Source organism: Sphaerisporangium dianthi, from assembly GCF_042654065.1.
In the GTDB taxonomy this organism is placed as follows: domain Bacteria; phylum Actinomycetota; class Actinomycetes; order Streptosporangiales; family Streptosporangiaceae; genus Sphaerisporangium; species Sphaerisporangium dianthi.
Genome location: NZ_JBHSFP010000018.1, coordinates 14,762 through 34,027 on the forward strand (window position 1 = coordinate 14,762; position 19,266 = coordinate 34,027).

Here is a 19,266-nt window from a genome sequence, read left to right on the forward strand (position 1 = left end):
GCGGCCGGCTCGACGGGGCGCCGTGCCGACCGGCGCGGGGGTGGTCAGGGTCCTGGGATGCCGGACGCGCGGGCGCGGCGGGTGAGCGGGAGGGCCGCCGGTCCGGCTGGTCAGCGTGTGCCGAAATTGAGTAGAACAGCTCGATGAGCAATGAGACATTCACCGGTCGCCTCGCCCAGGCCATCGAGCGGAACCGGGTGCCGGGGCTCCATGGCGTCGTCGCCGTCCACCGTGGCCAGGTGGTCCTGGAGCATTACGGCGAGGGCGAGGACCACATGTTGAACACGCCCTTGGGGCACGTCCGCTTCACGCCGAGCACGCTCCACGACCTCCGTTCGGTCACCAAGAGCGTCGTCGGGCTGCTGTACGGCATCGCTCTCGCCGACGACCGGGTGCCCGCGCCGCAGGAGCCGCTGCTGCGATCGTTCCCCGAGTACGCCGACCTCGCCGAAGACCCCCGGCGCGCCGCGTTGACGGTGGAGCACGCGCTCACCATGACGCTCGGGCTGGAGTGGAACGAGGACGTGCCCTACACGAGCCCGGCCAACAGCGAGATCGCCATGGAAATGGCCCCCGACCGCTACCGGTACATCCTCGAAAGGCCGGTCGTCGAGGAGCCGGGTTCCCGGTGGTCCTACTGCGGGGGCGCGTCGGCGCTGCTGGGGAGGCTCATCGAGAAGGGCGCCGGCTCGAAGCTCGAAGACTACGCGCGTGCGAGGCTGCTGGAGCCGCTCGGCATCACATCCTCCGAGTGGTCCACCGGCGCCGACGGGGCGGCCCTGGCCGCCTCCGGGCTGCGGTTGACCCCTCGCGGCCTGCTCGAGATCGGCCGGCTGGTCCTGGACGGCGGGCGGGACGTCGTGCCCGCGTCCTGGCTGGAGGTGGCGCTGCGTCCTCACGTGCGGATCCACGATGGCTTCCACTACGGCTACCAGTGGTACATGGGCGACAACTGGTCCGGAGGGTTCGGCAACGGCGGCCAGCGCGTCTACGTGTCGCCACCGCTGGACCTCGTGGCCGCCGTCACCGCGGGCCAGTACGACGTGCCCGACCAGACCGCCTCAGTGGTGATCGACGAGGTGATCCTCCCCGGCGTCCGTCACTGACGATCACCGGCGGACGCGTCCCGTGGCCGGGCGGCGACGATGACGGTGGCGGAGAACTCCTCGGACGTGGCGACCCGGGGGATCAGCCCTTCCCCGGCCACGGTCTCGACGGCCTGCGGTGTCTGGCGTTCGCTGGTCTCGAACACCAGGTGACCGCCCGGAGCCAGCCAACGCGGCGCGCCGGCGGCCACCCTGCGCAGGACCTCCAGCCCGTCCGCGCCTCCGTCGAGCGCCACCCGCGCCTCGTGCAGGCGGGCCTCCGCGGGGAGCAGCCCGATCTGCTCGGTCGGCACGTACGGCACGTTGGCCAGCAGGACGTCCACCCGGCCGCGCAGCCCGGCGGGCAGGGGCGCGTAGAGATCGCCTTCGTACACCCGGCCACCGCCGGGGAGCCGGTCGGCGACGGCGGCGACGTTCCGGCGGGCGCAGGCCAGAGCGGCCGGGTCGATGTCGGCCGCGTGCAGTTCGGCGGGCCGCCCCAGCACGGCCAGCGCCGCGCCCAGCGCGGCCGAGCCGCAACACAGGTCCACGACGACCGACCCCGGCCCGGTGAGGGGAACGGCCTGGTGGACGAGGAACTCGGTGCGACGGCGGGGGACGAAGACGCCGGGGTCCACGGCCACCCGCAGGCCGCAGAACTCCGCCCATCCGAGGACGTGTTCGAGCGGAAGGCCGGAGACGCGCCGTTCCACCATGGAGGCGAGGTCGGCGGCTGAGGGGGCGGTGGAGACGAGCAGCAGCGCCTCGTCCTCGGCGAACACGCACCCCGCGGCGCGCAGCCTGTCGACGACGGCCGACATGGGAAGCCCGGCCCCGTCCGCGCGGACCACGTGGCCGTCCGCGGAGGTCGCGAGGTCGGCGGAAGGAAGCGCGGCGCCGGCCGAGGGAGTGGAGGGGGTCGGGGAGGAGTGGGGACGGGGCGATGGTGAAGCCGACATGAGAGCCTTTCGGGATGCCTCGCGGGCGCTCCCTCGGTCATCTAAGCCGTTCGGATCGCTCGATCGCGAGCAGGGAGCACCCAACCTGATACAGCGGTAATGGGTCTCACCTCCTCGGTCCGGTCCACTGCTGGGACGGCACCACTATATGCGTCGTCCCAAGCCCCGCCATCGCGGGATCGAGAAGCCCTTGCCCGTCCGGCGGGCGTGACGTCTCGGCCCCTTCCGCCTCCGGCCGGCGGGCGAGGCCGTGAAGGGCCGACTTCGGTCGGCGGGGGAGGCCGTGAACGAACGTCGCCGGCCGCCTCCAGCCGGCGGGGGAGGCCGTGAACGGACGACTCCGGCTGGCCGTTGAGGCTGTGAACGGCCGACTTGGGCCGGCTCCGGCGGGTGGGCGGGGCTGTGAACGGGCGATACTTTGGTCGGAGTGGGGACGGCACGGCGGGTACGTCCGTCGCGGCGGGCGATGCCGATGGCCGATCAGCCCCGTCGTGACGGTGTCTAGTGTCGGATCATGCGCGACACCTCGTTGCCCTTGTCCCGTGCCACCTCGCCCGCATGACCGCCTCCGGTGCGGCAGCCACCCGCCGTCCGCGGATGCTGAGACGCGTCGCGCCCGCCGTCGGGCTGTTCTTCCTGGCGCCGCTGGTCGCCGAGTACCTGCTGGGCAACATCCCGCCGTCAGAGCTGGCAGGAGTGCTCATCCTCGCGCCGATGTACGGGGGCGGAGCCCTCCTGATCCGTGAGGTGGCCCGCCGTGCGGGGCGCGGCTGGCCGACGATCCTGGTGCTCGGCGCGGCGTACGGCCTGCTGGAGGCGGGGTTGCTCGACCAGTCGCTGTTCAACCCGTCCTTCGACGAGGGCTATGACTTCCAGAGCGTCGCGCACGTTCCGGTGCTCGGCATCAGCGCCCACTACGCGCTGACCTTCGTCGTCGGCCACGCGGTCTGGAGCATCGGCGTGCCCGTCCTGCTCGTCGAGTCGATCGTCCCCGCTCGCCGGACGCGGCCCTGGCTGGGTGTTCCCGGCCTCGCGGTGACCGGCGTGCTGTTCGTCGTCGGCTCCGCCGTCATCGCCGCCGACCACAGGACGACCTTCGTCGCGGCGGTGCCGCAGGTGGCCGGCGCGTCCGCCGTCATCGTGGCGCTGATCGGCGTCGCGTTCGCCGCCGGACGGCGTTCCGCCCCGCCGGCTCACCCCTCGAGCCCAGGCGCGGGCTCCAGGACGGACTCCGGAGTGAACTCTGGGACGGACTCCGGAGTGGGCTCTGGGGAGGACTCCGGAGTGGGCTCAGGGGTGGGCCTTGGCGCGGGTTCGGGTGGTGGCGTGCGGCGGGCGCCGGGGCCGTGGCTGGTGGGCCCGGCGGCGTTCGTCACGGCGAGCGTGTTCGCCGCGCGGCCGGAGAGCTGGTGGGGTGTCGTGATCGGCGCCGGCCTGATCGCGCTGACGGCCGTCGTGGTCGCCCGCTGGTCGGGACGGGCCGGCTGGGGCGACGCCCATCGGCTGGCGCTCGGCGGTGGAGCGCTGCTGACGTACGCCTGGCTCGGTTTCCTGCTGCTGTACTTCGAGGGGAACGCGGGCACGGCGAATCTGCTCGCGCAGGTGGCACTGGTGCTGGGCGCGCTCGCGCTGCTCCTGCTCGCGGCCAGGCGGGTCGCTGCGGCGCGGCTCACGGCGCCGGCGCGGACACCGCCGGAGTCGCCGTCATTGAGGTGAAGCCGGGCAGGAGGGTCGGCAGGACGGAGTCGCCAAGGGGGGTCACGGCGAGTTCGCGTGCGCCCTCGCGAGGCTCGATGAGTCCTCGCGCGACGAAGGCGTCCAGCACCGCCTTGCCCAGCACGCCGCCCAGGTGAGGGAGGCGGTGGGTGCGGTCCAGGCATGCGGTGGCGAGCTTGCGGCGGCGGGTGTCCACGGCGGCCACGTCGACGCCGAGGTCGGCGAAGAAGGCGGCGCCGGCTCCGAGCGTGAGCGCGCTGTCGCGTCCGTCCGGGGGGCGCAGCGCGCCGCGCTCGACGAGCGTGGCGAAGACCGACACGCCGAGCAGACCGGCGGCGTGGTCATAGCAGGTGTGGGCGATGTCGTCCGCGGCCCGTGGGCGGCCGGGACGCACCGCCAGATCGGCGTGGGCGTATCGGGCCAGCGCGGTGAGCACGTCGCCGAGGCCGGGTGAGGCCACCCGGTAGACGGCGTGCCGGCCGGTGTGCTCGACGGTGACGAGCCCGGCGGCGCGCAGGCGGGCGAGGTGGTTGCTCATGCGCGGAGCGGAGATGGCGAGGACGTCGGCGAGCTGGCTGAGCGTGTGCGGGCCCTCGGCCGAGAGAAGCTGGAGCGCGGTGAGCCGCACCGGGTCGGCCAGCTCGCGCGCGAGAGAGATGGCCGAGCCCAGCACCGGTTCGCGCGCGTCGATCCATTCGCCCATCGGCCGGTCTCCTTTCCCTCTGTTGCGTCGCCTTCACAGGCTAGCAAGCTTCACGGTGTCGTGAATGATGGTTGCCTGGGCGAGATCACGTCGGTACATTCACCATTAAGTTACTCGTGAAAGGTGGTCGGGTGGATGGTGGTGACCCTCAGCAGGAAGACGGCCCCCGAGGCCACCGGCCTGCGGCGGCTCCTGTGGGGAAGGAGCGTCTCGGCGCTGGGCGACGGGCTGTGGTTCACCATCTGGGCGCTGTACTTCACCCGGATCCTGCACCTGCCGCCCGCCCTGGTCGGGCTGGCAATGGCGGCTGCCGGCGGCGCGGGCCTGCTGATGGCGATGCCGCTCGGCGCCATGGCCGACAGGTACGACCCGCGCGCCGTCCTGGTCGCGGCGACGATCCTGCGCGGGGCCGCCATGGCCGCGTACACGCTGGTCAGCGAGCCGTGGGCGATCGTCTTGGTCACGGTCGTCTTCGTGGCGCCCGCGAACGGGGCCTCGGCGGTCAGGACCGCCCTGGTCGCGGGGCTGGTCACCGGCACCGAGGGCAGGGTGCGGGCCCTCGCCCGGCAGCGGGTCGCCCAGCATGCCGGGTACGCGCTGGGCGCCGCCGCCGGCGCGGTGGTGCTGGCGGCGGACCGGCCGCAGGCCTACCTGCTCGCCATCGGCGGCAACGCGCTCAGCTTCGCCGTCCTGGCCGCGCTCACCGCCACCGTCGCCCCGCCGCCGCGCGCGCGTCCGGCACGCGAGCGCCGGCCGGGGATCAGGGTCGTCCTGCGCGACCTGCCCTATCTCGCCGTCATCGGGGCCACGTCGGTGCTGTCGCTGTGCTGGGCGATGCTCTCGACGGGGCTGCCCCTGTGGATCGCGAACGCGACGCGGCTCCCACTCTCTCTGAGCGGCGCCGTCGTGGTGATCAGCTCGGTGGGCATCGCCGCGTCGCAGGTCTTCGTCACCAGGTTCACCGCCACCATCGTCCAGGCCGCGCGCACCGTCGTCTGGGCCGGCGCCCTCCTGGCCGCGAGCTGCGTGCTGCTGGCGACCACGGCCGGGGGCGCGGGCGCGGTGGCGATCGGGGTGGTGACGCTGGCCGCGCTGTTCCACGTGGCGGGCGAGCTGGGGTACGTCGGCGGCGGCTGGGGCCTGTCGGTGGAGCTGATGCGCGAGGACGCCAAGGGCGCCTACCAGGGCGCCTCCGAGGCGGCGACGGCGACGGTGCAGATGTTCGCGCCCGCCGTGTTCACCCTCGCGCTCACGGGCCTCGCGGCATGGGGCTGGCTGCTGATGGCCGCCGTCTTCCTGTCCTTTTCCCTGCCCGTCCCGGCTCTCGCCCGGTGGGCCGTCCGCACCCGCCGCCCCTGAACCGTGAGCGCGGGCCGGGTCCTCACCGTGCGCGCCCGGTGAGCCGGTCATGTGCCGTCGGCGGGCGGGTCTTGTGCCGCACGGAGAGGGCCGGTCCGGGTCCTGCCCGGGCCGGCCCTCGTGGTTCACCCGATCAGCCGCAGTGCTCGAAGGGGCTGTCGTAGGCGGAGGAGCCCGCCTTGCCGCCCCACTTCACGCAGGTGCCGCCGGCCGAGGCCCGGACGGGACCCGCGTAGTAGGAGAAGCTGCCCGAGTCGGTGATCCTGCTCTTGCCCTGGACTTCGAGGTAGGCGGTCGTCGCGGTGGCCGTGCCCACCGACGCGCTCTTGATCGTGGTCACGCAGTTGTACCCGTTGGAGCCGTTGTAGAGCAGGTACACCCGGCCCGCCGTGCCGAGCGCGGCCGAGTCGATGACGTCGTAGCCGCTGCCGCAGACCTCTTCCGGCGTGTACGGGTTGTTGCTGCCGGAGCAGTTGCGCGAGGTCACCGTCTGCACGGGGTATCCGAAGGTGGTCCCGTTGAAGACGGCCTTCTGGATGTTGGCCGGGTAGGAGGTGTCGGTCGTGCGCACCTCATAGTGCAGGTGCGGCGAGATGTTGTTGCCGGGCTTGCTGGTGTTGCCGACCTCGCCGATCTTCTGGCCCTGCGAGACGTGCGCGCCCGCGCTCACCGAGCGCACTCTCAGGTGCGCGTAGTACGTCGACCACCCGCCACCGTGGTCGATCTTGACGAGGTTGCCGAACCCGTTGGTCGAGCCCTGGTGGGCCGAGATGACCACCGTGCCGGCCGCGGCGGCGACGACGGCGTCGCCGAGGTCGGCGTCCGCCGTGCCGCCGCGGTTGAAGTCGATCTCCCACGACTCGTGCGCGCTGCTGGCGTTGGAGTTGCCGGTCCACGCCTGGCCGCAGGGGAAGGGAAGCTGGAAGTTCGGGCGGGGACCGGCGGCGGAGGCGCCCGGTGCCAGCGCCACGCCGCCGGCCAGGCTGAGCAGCAGCGTGACGCCCGCCGTCAACAATCCTCTGAGCTTCATGCGGATCCTTTCTCGCGGTCCCGGCCTGGTCCGGTGCTGATCCAGTGCCTGTCAGGCCGGTTACGGGATGCTCGGGAGGAAAACTCCGAAGGGCCGATCAGAGGCCCCTCGTTTGGCGTACAGCGTCCGGATAAGCCGTATAAGAAACGTCCAAAACGGATACAAAGAGATCCAGAGCTTTGAGTGACCCACCCGGTAAAGCCGGGTGCAAAGTCTCAAAGGAGCAGGCGGGCATGACGACTGATCGGCCCACATTCAGCGTTCTCGGACCCCTGGACGTCCGGCTCGGCGGGCGGCCGGTGACACTCGGCGGCACCAAACCGCGGATGCTGCTGGCGACTCTGCTGCTCCACGCCAACCGCGTGGTGGGCACCGGCCATCTGGTCGAGGTGCTGTGGCCGGACCGCCGCCCGCGCTCGGCCGTCGCGAACCTGCGGACCTACGTCAGCTCCCTCCGCGCCGCTCTCGCGGAGGTCCCGATCGCCGGGGCGGTCATCCGGGCCCGGCAGTCCGGGTACATGATCGAGTTACCCGCGGACGGCCTCGATCTGCTCACCTTCGAGCGGCTCGTCGAAGAGGGCAGGCGTTCGGGGGCGCAGGGCCGTACCGCCGAGGCGGCGGACCTGCTGTGCAGGGCGCTGTCCCTGTGGCAGGGCGCCCCGCTGGCGGACCTGCCGGGCAGTCCTCTCTGGGAGGGCCGCCTGTCGCCCCTGGTGGAGGCCCGGCTCACGGCGGCCGAGGAGCTCCTCGGCATGCGGGTGTCCCTCGGGCAGTACACCAGCGCGATCAGCGAACTGCGCGGCCTGCTCATCGAGCACCCCTTCCGCGAAGGCCTGTGGCGGCAGCTCATGCTGGCCCTGCACTGGAGCGGCCGCCAGGCCGAGGCGCTGGGCGCGTACGCCACGATCCGCGACCGGCTGGTGGAGGAGCTCGGGGTCGAGCCGGGGGCCGAGCTGCGCCGCACCCACGCCGCCGTGCTCGCGGGCGACCCCTGCCCGCCACTGGAGCCGCCGCCCGGGGCGCCGTCGGCGCAGGCGCCGGTGGAGCCGTCTCCGGCCCTGCGGCCGGGGGAGCCGACCCTGTGGCGGCTGCCGCCGGACATTCCCGACTTCACCGGCCGGTCGGACGACGTGGCCGCGCTGGCGTCCGCGCTCGCACCCGAGCGGGCGGCCGGCCCTCCGGCGATCACCGTGGTCGTCGGCCCGCCGGGCGTCGGCAAGTCCGCGCTGGCCGTGCACTGCGCGCACGCGGTACGGGCGGGTTACCCCGACGGCCAGCTCTACCTGGACCTGGGCGGCACCTCGTCCGCTCCGGCCGACCCCGCCGACCTGCTGGCGGAGGCGCTGCGCGCGCTGGGCGTGACCGAGGGCGCGCTCCCCGCGGGCGTGCGCGAGCGCTCCGCCCTGTACCGGTCGCTGCTTTCGGGACGCAGCGTGCTGCTCGTGCTGGACGACGCCGCGGGCGCCGCGCAGGTGCGTCCTCTGCTGCCGGGCGGCGGATGCTCGGTGCTGGTCACCAGCCGCCGCAGGATCACCGAGCTGCCCGGGACGCTCCAGGTGGAGCTGGACGTGCTGGCGCCGCGGGAGGCCGGGGAACTGCTCGGCAAGATCATCGGCTTGGAACGGCTGGAGCGCGAGCGGGAAGCGGCGGCGGCCATCGTCCGGTCGTGCGGTCACCTGCCGCTCGCCGTACGGATCGCCGGCGCGCGCCTCGTCGCGCGGCCCGGGTGGCCGCTGGCCCTGCTGGAGCGGCGGCTGGAGGACGAGGCCCGCAGGCTGAGCGAGCTGCGGGCCGGGGATCTCGCGGTCCGGGCCAGCGTGGACCGCAGCTACCGGCTGCTGCCGGAGGAGGCCGCCCGGGCGTTCCGGACGCTCGGTCTGCTCGGGCCGGGGTCGCTGCCCGCCTGGGTCGTCGACGCCGCGCTGGACCGGCACCGGGCCGACGACGTGGTGGACGACCTGGTGGACGCCAACCTGCTGCAGCCGGTCGGCGGAGACCCGGCCGGCCAGCTCCGTTACCGGCTGCACGACCTCATCCGCTGCGGCGCCAGGGAGAAGGCGTACGCCGACCCGGAGACGCCCGCGCTCGGCCGGGTGGTCGGCGCGTGGCTGGCCGTCGCCGAGCGGGCCACCGCCCTGCTGCCGACCACGGTCTTCGGCCTGATGTCGCCCACGGCCACCCGCTGGGAGCCGGCCGAGTCCACCGTCGGCCAGGTCGGCGCGGACCCGCTGTCGTGGTTCGACACCGAGCGGGAAGGCCTGGTGGGGACGGTGCGGCTGGCGGCGGACGCGGGCATGGCCGACTCGGCGTGGGGACTCGCGGCCTCTCTGGTGCCGTACTTCGACCTGCGCGGCCACTACGACGCCTGGCGGAGCACCCACGAGATCGCGCTGGAGGCGGTGCGCGCGAAAGGGGACGTGCGCGGGGAGGCCGCGCTGCTCCGCGGCCTGGGCCAGGTCTACCTGTACCAGGACGGGTACGCCGAGGCGGCCGGGATGTTCCACCGGTCGTACGGGCTGTTCCGCCGGCTCGGGGACGGCAGGGGCGAGGCGATCGCGATCTGCGGGCTCGGCGCGGTGGACCAGATCCGCGGCGAGCGGGCCAGGGCGCTGCGGCGGTTCCGGCAGGCGCTCGGCATGTTCATCGGCATGGACGACCCGGCGGGCGAGGCGTACGCGCGGCAGGCGATCGGCAAGGTGTGCCTTGAGTCGGGCGACCTGGACGCGGCGGCGCGGTGGCTGGACGAGGCGCTGCTACTGGCCCGTGCCATCGGCGACCGGCACCGCGAAGGGTGCGTGTTCAATCATTTCGGACGGCTGCACGACCTGGCGGCCGATTTCGACCGGGCGATGCACTTCCAGGACCAGGCGCTCGACATCTTCGAGAGCCTCGGCGACTGCCACTGCGCGGCGTACGCGATGCAGAGCCTCGGCAACCGCCGGGCCGTCCGCGGTGAGCGCGTGCACGCCTCGGCCCAGCTGGAACGCTCGCGCACGATCTTCCAGCGGCTCGGCGACCGCAGCGGGGAGGCGAGCGCGACCCGGATGCTCGGCGAGCTGCACCGGGCCGCCGGCCGCGCCGACCTGGCCCGGGACTACCTGCACCAGGCGGTCGCCCTGCAGCGTGAACTGACCGCGGCGGGTGGGCGCGCCGTCCCGGGTCAGCGGGCGGCGGGGATGGAGACGCCGACGCCGCCGCGCGTGCCGCCGCCGTAGCGCTGCTTCTCGCGGGCGATGTCGAGCGGCTTGACGGCGGTGCGCCCGGCGAGGGTCTCCTCGGTGAGCAGGGCGGCGGGCACCAGCCAGGAGACCTCGAACTCGATGCCGTCGGGGTCCTTGGCGTACAGGGCCTTGGTGGTGGAGTGGTCGGAGGCGCCGACGAGCGAGCCGAGGTCGCGCAGCTTCGCGGCGATCTCGTCGAGGTCGTCGAGCGTCTCGACCTCCCAGGCCAGGTGGTAGAGGCCCACGGTGGCCCGCCCGGCCTCGGACGGCCCGGCCTGCGGGCCGATCTGGAACAGGCCGAGGTCGTGGTCGTTGCTGGAGTCGGGGGCCTGCAGGAAGGCCGCGCCGGGGAAGCCCATGACCTGGCGGAACCCGAGCGCCTGCCGGTAGAAGGCGACACTGCGCTCGACGTCGCGCACGTACAGGACGGCGTGGTTGAGACGGTGGACCGGCATGATGCCTCCCATAGCTTGAACTCTCAACCAATCATACGCCGAACTTACTTGACGATGCAACTATCCGTCCGTCAAATATCTGTCCGGCCGAGGGGCTCGGCCCTCAGCGTTGCGGTGCCAGGAGGTAGGCGCCCGGGTCGGCGATGATGCGCTGGATCACCTGGCCGGCGGCCCCCAGCGGCGCCGCGTCCGCGCCGACCTGGGAGACGACCACCGCGGGGACGCGGGCGCGCATCTGCCCGAGCCGCCGGTGCAAGGCCGCCTCCGCGGGCCCCGACACCCACGGGAACAGCGGCGCGAAGATGCCGCCCAGCACGATCGTGTCCGGGTCGAGCAGGTTGACCGCGCTGCTGAGCGCGACGCCGAGCGCCGACCCCGCCCGCTCGCAGGCGGCGGACGCGGCGGGGTCGCCGGCCCGGAGCCGGGCCACCAGCGTGGTCATGTCCTGTCCCGGCGGCAGCAGGGCGTCCTGCCCGGCGTACCGTTCGAGGCATCCGGCGCCGCCGCACCGGCACTCGGGCCCGTCGGGCGAGACCACGACGTGGCCAAGCTCGCCCGCGTACCCGTGCGCGCCCCGGAACAGCGCCCCGTCGACCACCACGCCGGCGCCGATGCCGATCTCGCCGGAGACGTGCAGGAAGTCCCCGAGCGCCGCGCCGGAGCCGAACCACAGCTCGCCGAGGGCGGCGAGGTTGGCCTCGTTGTCCACGAGCACGGGCAGGGGCAGCCGCAGGGCGCCGGCGACCGCCACGTCCCGCCAGCCGAGGTTCGGCGCGCGGTGGATGGTGCCGGTGGACCGCTCGACCGGGCCGGGCAGGGCGACGATGCCGCCCGCGACCGACAGCCCCAGGCCGGTGGCGTCGGCGAGCATGGACGTCGCCAGGGCGCGCAGCCGGAGGATCACGTCCTCGGGCGTGGCGGCGCGGTTGTCCACAGCCTGTGTACGGAGCAGCCGCACCGTCCGGCTCAGGTCGACGACGCAGCCGGCCAGGTAGTCGACGTTGATCTCCAGGCCGAGGGCGGCCACGCGGTGCCCGCTGAGGCTGACGGCCACCCCGGGGCGGCCGCGCTCGCCGTCCCCGACGGTGCCGGACTCCACGGCCATGCCGGCTTCGATGAGGTCCGCGACCAGCTTGGACACCGTGGTCTTGGACAGGCCGGTGGTCTCGGCGAGCGCGGCGCGCGTCAGCGGGCCGCGGCGGTCGAGCGCGCCGAGTACCACGGCGAGATTTCCCGCCCGCATCGCGTCGTGCCGCACGGCCTGGGTCATCAGGGGGTGTCTCCGGTTCCGATCACAGTCTCCAGTCTCGCCCGGTGAAGTGGTCCGGCGCTCCCTCTTGACCCGGCGCGGATACGGGCAGAGTATTTAGTCCACAACCTAGACTAAATCAGGAGAGTCTCCGTGGACGCGTACACACCCAAAAAGGAAGACAAGTTCACATTCGGCCTGTGGACGGTGGGCTGGCAGGCGCGCGACCCGTTCGGCGACGCCAGCCGCGCGCCGCTCGACCCGGTGACCTCGGTCCACCGCCTCGCCGAGCTGGGCGCCTACGGCGTGACCTTCCACGACGACGACCTCCTCGCCACCGAGCCCGACCGCGACAAGGCCGTCCAGAACTTCAAGCAGGCCCTGAGCGAGACCGGCCTCAAGGTCCCCATGGCGACCACGAACCTGTTCACCCACCCCGTCTTCAAGGACGGCGCCTTCACCAGCAACGACCGCGACGTCCGCCGGTACGCCCTGCGCAAGGTCATCCGCAACATCGACCTCGCCGCCGAGCTCGGCGCGACGACCTACGTCTGCTGGGGCGGGCGCGAGGGCGCCGAGTCCGACGCGGCCAAGGACGTCCGCGCGGCCCTCGACCGCTACAAGGAGGGCCTGGACCTGCTGTGCCAGTACGTGCTCGACAAGGGGTACGACATCCGGTTCGCCCTCGAGCCCAAGCCCAACGAGCCGCGCGGCGACATCCTGCTCCCCACCATCGGCCACGCGCTGGCGCTCATCAACGAGCTTGAGCACCCCGAGATGGTCGGCCTCAACCCCGAGGTCGGCCACGAGCAGATGGCCGGGCTCAACTTCGTGCACGGCATCGCCCAGGCGCTCTGGCACGGCAAGCTCTTCCACATCGACCTCAACGGCCAGCACGGTCCCAAGTACGACCAGGACCTCGTCTTCGGCCACGGCGACCTGAAGAGCGCGTTCTTCCTGGTCGACCTGCTGGAGAACGGCGGCTACGAGGGCCCGCGCCACTTCGACTACAAGCCGCTGCGCACCGAGGACGCCGAGGACGTGTGGGTCTCGGCCGCCGCCAACATGCGCACCTACCTGATCCTGAAGGCCAAGGCCGCGGCGTTCCGCGCCGACCCTGAGGTCCAGGCCGCCCTCGCCGACTCGCGCGTCACCGAGCTGGCCCAGCCGACCCTGGCCCCCGGCGAGACCTACGAGAACCTGGTCAACGACGACTTCGACCTCGACAAGGCGGCCGAGCGCGGCTTCCACTTCACCCGGCTCAACCAGCTCGCGCTCGAGCACCTCCTCGGAGTCCGGGGATGACGCTCGTCGCGGGAGTCGACTCGTCGACGCAGAGTTGCAAGGTCGTCATCCGCGACGCCGAGACCGGGGCCCTCGTCCGCGAGGGCAGGGCCCCGCACCCCGCGGGCACCGAGGTGAGCCCGGGCCACTGGTGGGACGCCCTCCAGCAGGCCCTGGCCCAGGCGGGCGGGCTGTCGGACGTGGCGGCGCTGTCCGTCGGCGCCCAGCAGCACGGCATGGTCTGCCTGGACGAGCGGGGCGAGGTCGTCAGGGACGCGCTGCTGTGGAACGACACCCGCTCCGCACGGGCCGCCGAAGAGCTGGTGGCCGAGCTGGGCGGGCCGCAGGCATGGGCGGAGGCGGTCGGCAGCGTCCCGGTGGCCTCCTTCACCGTGACCAAGCTGCGCTGGCTGGCCGAGCACGAGCCGGACAACGCGGCCCGCACCGCCGCGGTGTGCCTGCCGCACGACTGGCTCACCTGGCGGCTGGCCGGCGCCGCGGGCGTCAACGCGCTGACCACCGACCGCGGCGACGCCTCGGGCACCGGCTACTGGTCGCCCGGCACGGGGTCCTACCGTCCCGACCTGCTCAAGCTCGCGATGGGCCACACCCCGGTGGTGCCCCGCGTGCTGGCCCCGGCGGGCGAGGCCGGGCGCGCCGGAGACCTGGCGCTCGCGCCGGGCACCGGCGACAACATGGCCGCCGCCCTCGGCGTCGGGCTGCTGCCCGGCGACGTGGCGGTCTCCATCGGCACCTCCGGCACGGTGTTCGCCTGCGCCGGCGAGCCGAGCCACGACCCGTCCGGGGCCGTGGCCGGATTCGCCGACGCGACCGGCCGGTTCCTGCCCCTGGTGTGCACGCTCAACGCCGCCCGGGTGCTCGACGCGGCGGCGCGCATGCTGGGCGTCAGCCTGGCCGAGCTGGACGCCCTGGCACTGTCGGCGCCCGCCGGCGCGGACGGGCTCGTGCTCGTGCCGTACCTGGAAGGCGAGCGGACCCCGAACAAGCCGGACGCCACCGGCTCGGTGCACGGGCTGCGGCTGAGCAACTCCACGCCGGCGCACTTCGCGCGGGCCGCCGTGGAGGGCATGCTGTGCGGGCTCGCCGACGGGCTGGACGCGCTGGGCGTCGAGCCGCAGCGCATCCTGCTGATCGGCGGGGGCGCGCGGTCGGAGGCCGTCCGCGCGATCGCCCCGGCGGTCTTCGGGCGTCCGGTCGTGGTGCCCGAGCCGGGCGAGTACGTCGCCGACGGCGCCGCGCGGCAGGCAGCGTGGCTGCTCAGCGGGGCGGCCGAGCCGCCGCGGTGGCAGGCGGGCGAGCCGGTGGTCCACGAGGCCGACCCGGTTCCCGCCGTCCGCTCGCGGTACGCGGAGGCCGCCGCCGCCGTCTGACCTGTCCGGGGCCGCCGCGGACGGCGCGCGAGGCCCCGGACCCGTGGCCGGCGGGCGTCCCGGAGGCCGGCCGGCCACGGCCACCACGAAGGCGAACCGGCGCGCTCGGAAAGGCCCGCGCCCCGAGGGCCACCCTGGGCGGTCCGGCCGGGGGCGCGGGCGGACCGGCGCGCCAGGAAAAGGCCCGCGACCGGCGACGGACCGGCGACGGACCGGCGGCGCCGAGGGGCCGGTGACCCTGAGGGACCCCGAGATCGCCTCAGGGGTCGTTCAGGGACGGCACCGGATGTTCGGAACGGTGGTTTCCGGACAGTCTGGAGCCATGCTGAGAAGGCTGTACCCCCTGGCCGCCGGAGCGGGCATGATCGTCGCGTCGATCCCGGCCCTTCTGGTCGCATCGCTCACGATGGCGGCCGGCCGCGTCGGCGCCCCCTCGGGCGGCATCGACATCACCATCGGCCACGCCGCCGCGCTCGACCCCGGTGGCGTCACCGAGCCGGCGCTGGCGCTTCTCGGACTGGCCTCGCTGGGGCTGCTGGCCGGCATGCGCGCCGTGGCCGCACCCGTGTCCGGCTGGCCGGAGCGGCTGCTGCTGGCGTGGGCGGTGTCCCTCATGGGCGCGGCGGTCGTGCCGCACGCCGGGGTGGCCGACGCCCTGGTGGCGATCGCCCTGATCAGCATGGCCGCCGCCGCGGCGCTGATGGCCCGGCGGTTCGGCGAGGACACGCGGTGGGCGGCGGTTGCCCGGCCGCTGGAGTGGCTCGCGCTGGGCGCGGGCGGCGGCCTCGCCGTGCTGACCTACGTCGCCCTTCCCGGACACCAGGTGCTGATCGGCTTGGTGGAGTGGTCTCTGCTGGGCATCGAGGTCGCCGCACTGGCCTTTTCCGCCGTGGGGCTGCTTCGCGTCGCCTCGCCGGCGCGGCCGCGGATTGCCACGATCATGGCGATGGCCGCGACCATGGAAAATGCTACAAGTGGCGCACGAAACACCACGGCGGCGTTAAGCCGACAGTAAACGCAGAAGCACTTAATTCGCGAAATATCACAGGAGCATCAAGAAATTCAGCCGCCACAATGCTAGTCTGCTCGCCGATCTTCACCCTCGGTTGCCGGTCCCTGACGGCAACCCGCCAACCGATGAGGTGCCATGGCATCGAGCAGGTCCATAAGATTTAAGATCTCCGCTTTGCTCGTGATCCCGCTCCTCTCGCTGACCGCTCTGTGGATCTTCGGGACGAGCGTCACGACGCGGGACTCCCTCGACCTGCTCAACGTGGCCTCGCTGTACGAGGAGATCGGCGGCCCCGGCGAACGGCTGACGCTCGCCCTGCAGCGTGAGCACCTGCTGTCCGCCGAGTACCTCGGCGACCCCTCGGAGAAGACCCAGACCGACCTGCTGCACCAGCGTCAGCAGTCCGACCTGCTCCGGCAGCGGATGCGCCGGCTGGCCCTGACGGAGACGGCGCAGGCCAGGCTCACCACGCCCGAGATGCGCTCCAGGTTCGCCGACCTGATGACGGCGGTCGACCGGCTCGACGCCACGCGCGCCTCCGTGGACAGCGGGGCCATGGACCTGGTCACGCTGACCCGCGACTACGCCCTCGTGCCCGACGCGATGCAGAAGCTCGTCACCAGCATGGCGCTCACCAACGACCTGGAGCTCTACCACCAGTCCCAGAGCCTGACCGCGATGGGCTACGCCAAGGACTACCTCTCGCGCGAGCGGGCGCTCGCCGCCGGCGCGCTGATCGAGAACCGCGCGCTGAACCCCGGCGAGCTGCGGACCTTCTCGGCGCTGGCCACCACCCGCCGGTTCCTGTTCGACCAGGGCATGGCCGAGCTGACCCCCTCCGTGCGCGAGCCCTTCGCCGCACTGGCGCGCTCGGAGGACTACAGGCGCTTCTCCACCCTGGAGAACGACATCGTCCTCGGCGAAGGCCGCACGTTCTCCCACAAGACATGGCGGACGGTCACCGACAGGGTGGAGGGCTCCTACCAGGCCGGCCTCACGCGCGCCGGCACCGCGCTCGCGGCGGCGGCCGAACCGGTGGCCGTGGGCTCGCTCGTCCGCGCCGGCCTCGCCGGCGCGCTCGGGCTCCTCGCGATCGTCGCCTCGTTCCTGATCGCGTTCCGGGTGGGACGCCGGCTGTCCAAGGAGCTCGGCGACCTGCGTGCCGCCGCCGCCGACCTGGCCTCCGTCCGGCTGCCCCGCGTCGTCCGGCGGCTGCGGGCGGGCGAGGACGTCGACACCGGTGTCGAGGCGCCGCCGCTGACCACCACCGCCACGACCACCGAGGTGCGCGACCTCAGCGCGGCGTTCAGCAGCGTCCAGAGCACCGCCGTGCAGACCGCCGTTGAGCAGGCCGCGCTCCGCCACGCCGTCGGCGAGGCGTTCCGCAACCTCGCCCGGCGCAGCCAGTCGCTGCTCCAGCGCCAGCTCAAGCTCCTGGACGGCATGCAGCGGCACGTGGAGGACCCCGAGACGCTGCGCGACCTGTTCCGCGTGGACCACCTCACCACCCGCATGCGGCGGCACGCCGAGGGCCTGGTCATCCTGTCGGGCGCCTCGCCGGGCCGCACGTTCCGGCAGGAGGTGCCGGTGATGGACGCCCTGCGCGCGGCGGTCGGCGAGGTCGAGGACTACACGCGGGTGCGCGTCCACCCCATGCCCGAAGTCATGATCGTCGGCAACGCGGTCGCCGACGTCATCCACCTCTGCGCGGAGCTCGTCGAGAACGCCACGTCCTTCTCCCCGCCCAACACCGAGATCGCCGTGAACGGCGAGATGGTCGGGCGGGGCTTCGCCGTCGAGATCGAGGACCGCGGCCTCGGCATGACCGCCGAAGAGCGCGACGCGCTGAACGAGAAGCTGGCGCGCCCCGTCGAGTTCGACCCGGCCGACACCCAGCGTCTCGGCATGTTCGTCGTCGGCCGGCTCGCCGCCCGCCACGGCATCGGCGTCGAGCTGCGCGGGTCGCCGTACGGGGGGACGACCGCCATCGTCCTGGTCCCCGACCACCTGATCACGTTGCCCGAGCGCCCGGCCGCCACGCCCGTACGGCCCACGCCGCCGCCCGCGCGGAGCACGACCTCGCCCAGCGCGCGTACCAGGTCCTTCTTCGAGGAGCGGCCCGCGAGCCCGCCGGCGGCACCGGCCGGCCCGTCGAGGGCCCTGCCCACCCGGCCGCCGCGAGCATCCAGGCCCGTGGAACCCTCCCGGCCGCCGGACGCCCCGGGAATGCCTGGTACAAGGAACGCGCCGGGACTGCGGGGCACAGGGAACGCCCCGGAAAGGCCGGGCACAAGGAGCGCGCCGGACGGCCCGAAGACGCCGGACGCGCCGGCGCCCCGCGCTCCGCGTCCGGTGGACCCGCTCGAACCGCCCGGCACACCGGTGCCGCGGAGAACCCCGGAACCGGCCGGCGCCGTCCAGCCGCCGGACGTCCCGCCGTCCGGCAAGGGAATCCTGCCGCGGCGGACCCGGCAGGCGAACCTGGCGCCCCAGCTGAGGCACCAGAACGGCCCGCACGACCCCGCCGCGCCGGCGCCGCATGGCGGCTCCCCGGCCGAGGGCCCGGTGGCACGCCACGTCCCGGCGCAGGGCCTCGCCGACCACAACCCGGCGAACCACAACCCGGCGAACCACGGGCCGGCGAACCACGGGCCGGCGAACCACGGGCCGGCGAACCACGGCGGCGGCGCCGACGGCCGGGCCGATCGCCACGGCGGCCAGGCCGCCGGGCAGGGAGCGCCCGAACGATCCCCCGAGGAGTCCAGGGCCCTGTTCGACTCCCTCCAGCTCGGCTGGAAGCGGGGCAGGGCCGAGGACCGACGAGACGGCGAGGAGATGTGACGATGTCGGCAGAGCTGCACTGGCTTCTCGACGACTTCGTGGCCCGGGTGACCGACGTGCGCCACGCGATCATCCTGTCCAACGACGGCCTGCGCGTGGCCGCGTCGAGCAGCCTCGAACGCGAGGACGCCGAACACCTGTCGGCCGTCGCGGCGGGCTTCCAGAGCCTGGCCAAGGGCGCCGGCCTGCGCTTCCAGGGCGGCGCGGTCCGCCAGACCATCGTCGAGATGGAGTCGGCCCTGCTCTTCGTCACCTCCGCGGGCAACGGCAGCTGCCTGGCCGTCTTGAGCATGATGCAGGCCGACGCGGGCGTCGTCGCCTACGAGATGGCCCGCCTGGTCTCCGGAGCCGGCCGGCACCTCGCGACGCAGCCGAGGGGCGCCGTGTGATGGACGAGTCCGAGGTGGTCGACGACGGGCCTGTGGTGCGGCCCTACGCGCTCGCCAAAGGCAGGACCCCGCCGCCCGCCGCGTCGTTCGACCTGCTGACCCACATCGTCGCGACCGGAGCGCCGCCGCTCCACACGGCCGACCTGGGCCCCGAGCACCATCGGCTGCTCGCGCTCGTCCCCGAGCCGCGCCCCCTGGTCGAGGTCGCCGCCGACATCGACCTCCCCGTCGGCCTGATCCGGCTGCTCCTGGCCGACCTGGTGACCCACGGCCTCGTCGCCGCCCGCCCCCCGGCTCCCGACGCGCGCACCCCGAAGGCCGCCCTCCTCCAAGAAGTGATCAAGGGCCTCCAGGCCCTGTGACGGGATACGCTCGCGTTCGAGCGGCTCTCCGGCGAGTTCGCGCGGCCGGGCATCGCCACCGATGTCGCGCGCTTGTTCCCCGCGCCTGAGGGCTGCGGGCAGAGCTTCACGATCGACCCCAAGGTCGTCAGGGCCGGTCGGATCATGGTGCTGGAGTTCGGCGTCCATCGAACGCCAGGGAAGGCTTCCGGCCGGGCCGCGCGGTGCCTA

Annotated in this window: 15 protein-coding genes; 10 read left to right on the forward strand and 5 right to left on the reverse strand. The window is 73.6% G+C overall.

All coding sequences use genetic code 11. The annotated features are described in order from the left end of the window. Positions 1-143 precede the first annotated feature (143 nt). Positions 144-1,106 carry a serine hydrolase domain-containing protein gene (locus tag ACFO60_RS24020; RefSeq protein ID WP_380843680.1) on the forward strand — a complete coding sequence of 321 codons (963 nt, stop codon included), beginning with the start codon at positions 144-146 and terminating at the stop codon, positions 1,104-1,106. On the opposite strand, the gene ACFO60_RS24025 is transcribed toward ACFO60_RS24020, so the two are convergent. Beyond that, complete coding sequence (locus tag ACFO60_RS24025; protein WP_380843931.1) at positions 1,100-1,906, reverse strand: putative protein N(5)-glutamine methyltransferase; 807 nt, start codon at positions 1,904-1,906, stop codon at positions 1,100-1,102. The two genes, ACFO60_RS24020 and ACFO60_RS24025, sit on opposite strands and share 7 nt — an antisense overlap. A gap of 735 nt (positions 1,907-2,641) precedes the next feature. Here ACFO60_RS24025 and ACFO60_RS24030 point away from each other — a divergent pair. Beyond that, a complete protein-coding gene (locus ACFO60_RS24030) occupies positions 2,642-3,760 on the forward strand; it encodes a hypothetical protein (protein WP_380843682.1) in 1,119 nt (372 codons plus the stop codon). Here ACFO60_RS24030 and ACFO60_RS24035 read toward each other — a convergent pair. After that, complete coding sequence (locus tag ACFO60_RS24035; RefSeq protein WP_380843684.1) at positions 3,714-4,463, reverse strand: ArsR/SmtB family transcription factor; 750 nt, start codon at positions 4,461-4,463, stop codon at positions 3,714-3,716. The two genes, ACFO60_RS24030 and ACFO60_RS24035, sit on opposite strands and share 47 nt — an antisense overlap. Before the next feature lie 135 nt (positions 4,464-4,598). Between ACFO60_RS24035 and ACFO60_RS24040 the strand changes: the two genes are divergently transcribed. After that, complete coding sequence (locus ACFO60_RS24040) at positions 4,599-5,822, forward strand: MFS transporter (RefSeq protein WP_380843685.1); 1,224 nt, start codon at positions 4,599-4,601, stop codon at positions 5,820-5,822. 133 nt (positions 5,823-5,955) lie between these two features. On the opposite strand, the gene ACFO60_RS24045 is transcribed toward ACFO60_RS24040, so the two are convergent. Beyond that, positions 5,956-6,852 (reverse strand): M23 family metallopeptidase, encoded by an 897-nt coding sequence (locus ACFO60_RS24045; RefSeq protein ID WP_380843687.1) that lies wholly within the window; start codon positions 6,850-6,852, stop codon positions 5,956-5,958. Between the two features lie 233 nt (positions 6,853-7,085). Here ACFO60_RS24045 and ACFO60_RS24050 point away from each other — a divergent pair, with 233 nt between their 5' ends. Next, positions 7,086-10,067, forward strand: a complete 2,982-nt coding sequence (locus ACFO60_RS24050; RefSeq protein ID WP_380843689.1) for an AfsR/SARP family transcriptional regulator — start codon at positions 7,086-7,088, stop codon at positions 10,065-10,067. Here the strand turns inward: ACFO60_RS24050 and ACFO60_RS24055 are convergent. After that, the gene (locus ACFO60_RS24055; RefSeq protein ID WP_380843691.1) at positions 10,013-10,528 is read right to left on the reverse strand and encodes a VOC family protein; all 516 of its coding nucleotides are present in this window, start codon (positions 10,526-10,528) and stop codon (positions 10,013-10,015) included. The genes ACFO60_RS24050 and ACFO60_RS24055 overlap by 55 nt on opposite strands. Before the next feature lie 103 nt (positions 10,529-10,631). Then, positions 10,632-11,798 (reverse strand): ROK family protein, encoded by a 1,167-nt coding sequence (locus ACFO60_RS24060; protein WP_380843693.1) that lies wholly within the window; start codon positions 11,796-11,798, stop codon positions 10,632-10,634. Between the two features lie 132 nt (positions 11,799-11,930). On the opposite strand from ACFO60_RS24060, the gene xylA reads away from it, so the two are divergent. The 6 genes from xylA to ACFO60_RS24090 all read left to right on the forward strand — a co-directional run bounded on the left by xylA (position 11,931) and on the right by ACFO60_RS24090 (position 19,056). Next, positions 11,931-13,082 (forward strand): xylose isomerase, encoded by a 1,152-nt coding sequence (gene xylA / locus ACFO60_RS24065; protein ID WP_380843695.1) that lies wholly within the window; start codon positions 11,931-11,933, stop codon positions 13,080-13,082. Next, complete coding sequence (gene xylB / locus ACFO60_RS24070) at positions 13,079-14,452, forward strand: xylulokinase (protein ID WP_380843697.1); 1,374 nt, start codon at positions 13,079-13,081, stop codon at positions 14,450-14,452. Before xylA ends, xylB begins: the two co-directional genes overlap by 4 nt. Before the next feature lie 322 nt (positions 14,453-14,774). After that, positions 14,775-15,467, forward strand: a complete 693-nt coding sequence (locus tag ACFO60_RS24075; protein ID WP_380843699.1) for a DUF998 domain-containing protein — start codon at positions 14,775-14,777, stop codon at positions 15,465-15,467. Between the two features lie 177 nt (positions 15,468-15,644). After that, a complete protein-coding gene (locus ACFO60_RS24080; protein ID WP_380843933.1) occupies positions 15,645-18,305 on the forward strand; it encodes a nitrate- and nitrite sensing domain-containing protein in 2,661 nt (886 codons plus the stop codon). A gap of 2 nt (positions 18,306-18,307) precedes the next feature. Beyond that, positions 18,308-18,694, forward strand: coding sequence for a roadblock/LC7 domain-containing protein (locus tag ACFO60_RS24085; protein ID WP_380843701.1), 387 nt, complete (start codon positions 18,308-18,310; stop codon positions 18,692-18,694). Beyond that, positions 18,694-19,056, forward strand: coding sequence for a DUF742 domain-containing protein (locus ACFO60_RS24090; RefSeq protein WP_380843703.1), 363 nt, complete (start codon positions 18,694-18,696; stop codon positions 19,054-19,056). Before ACFO60_RS24085 ends, ACFO60_RS24090 begins: the two co-directional genes overlap by 1 nt. Positions 19,057-19,266 lie beyond the last annotated feature (210 nt).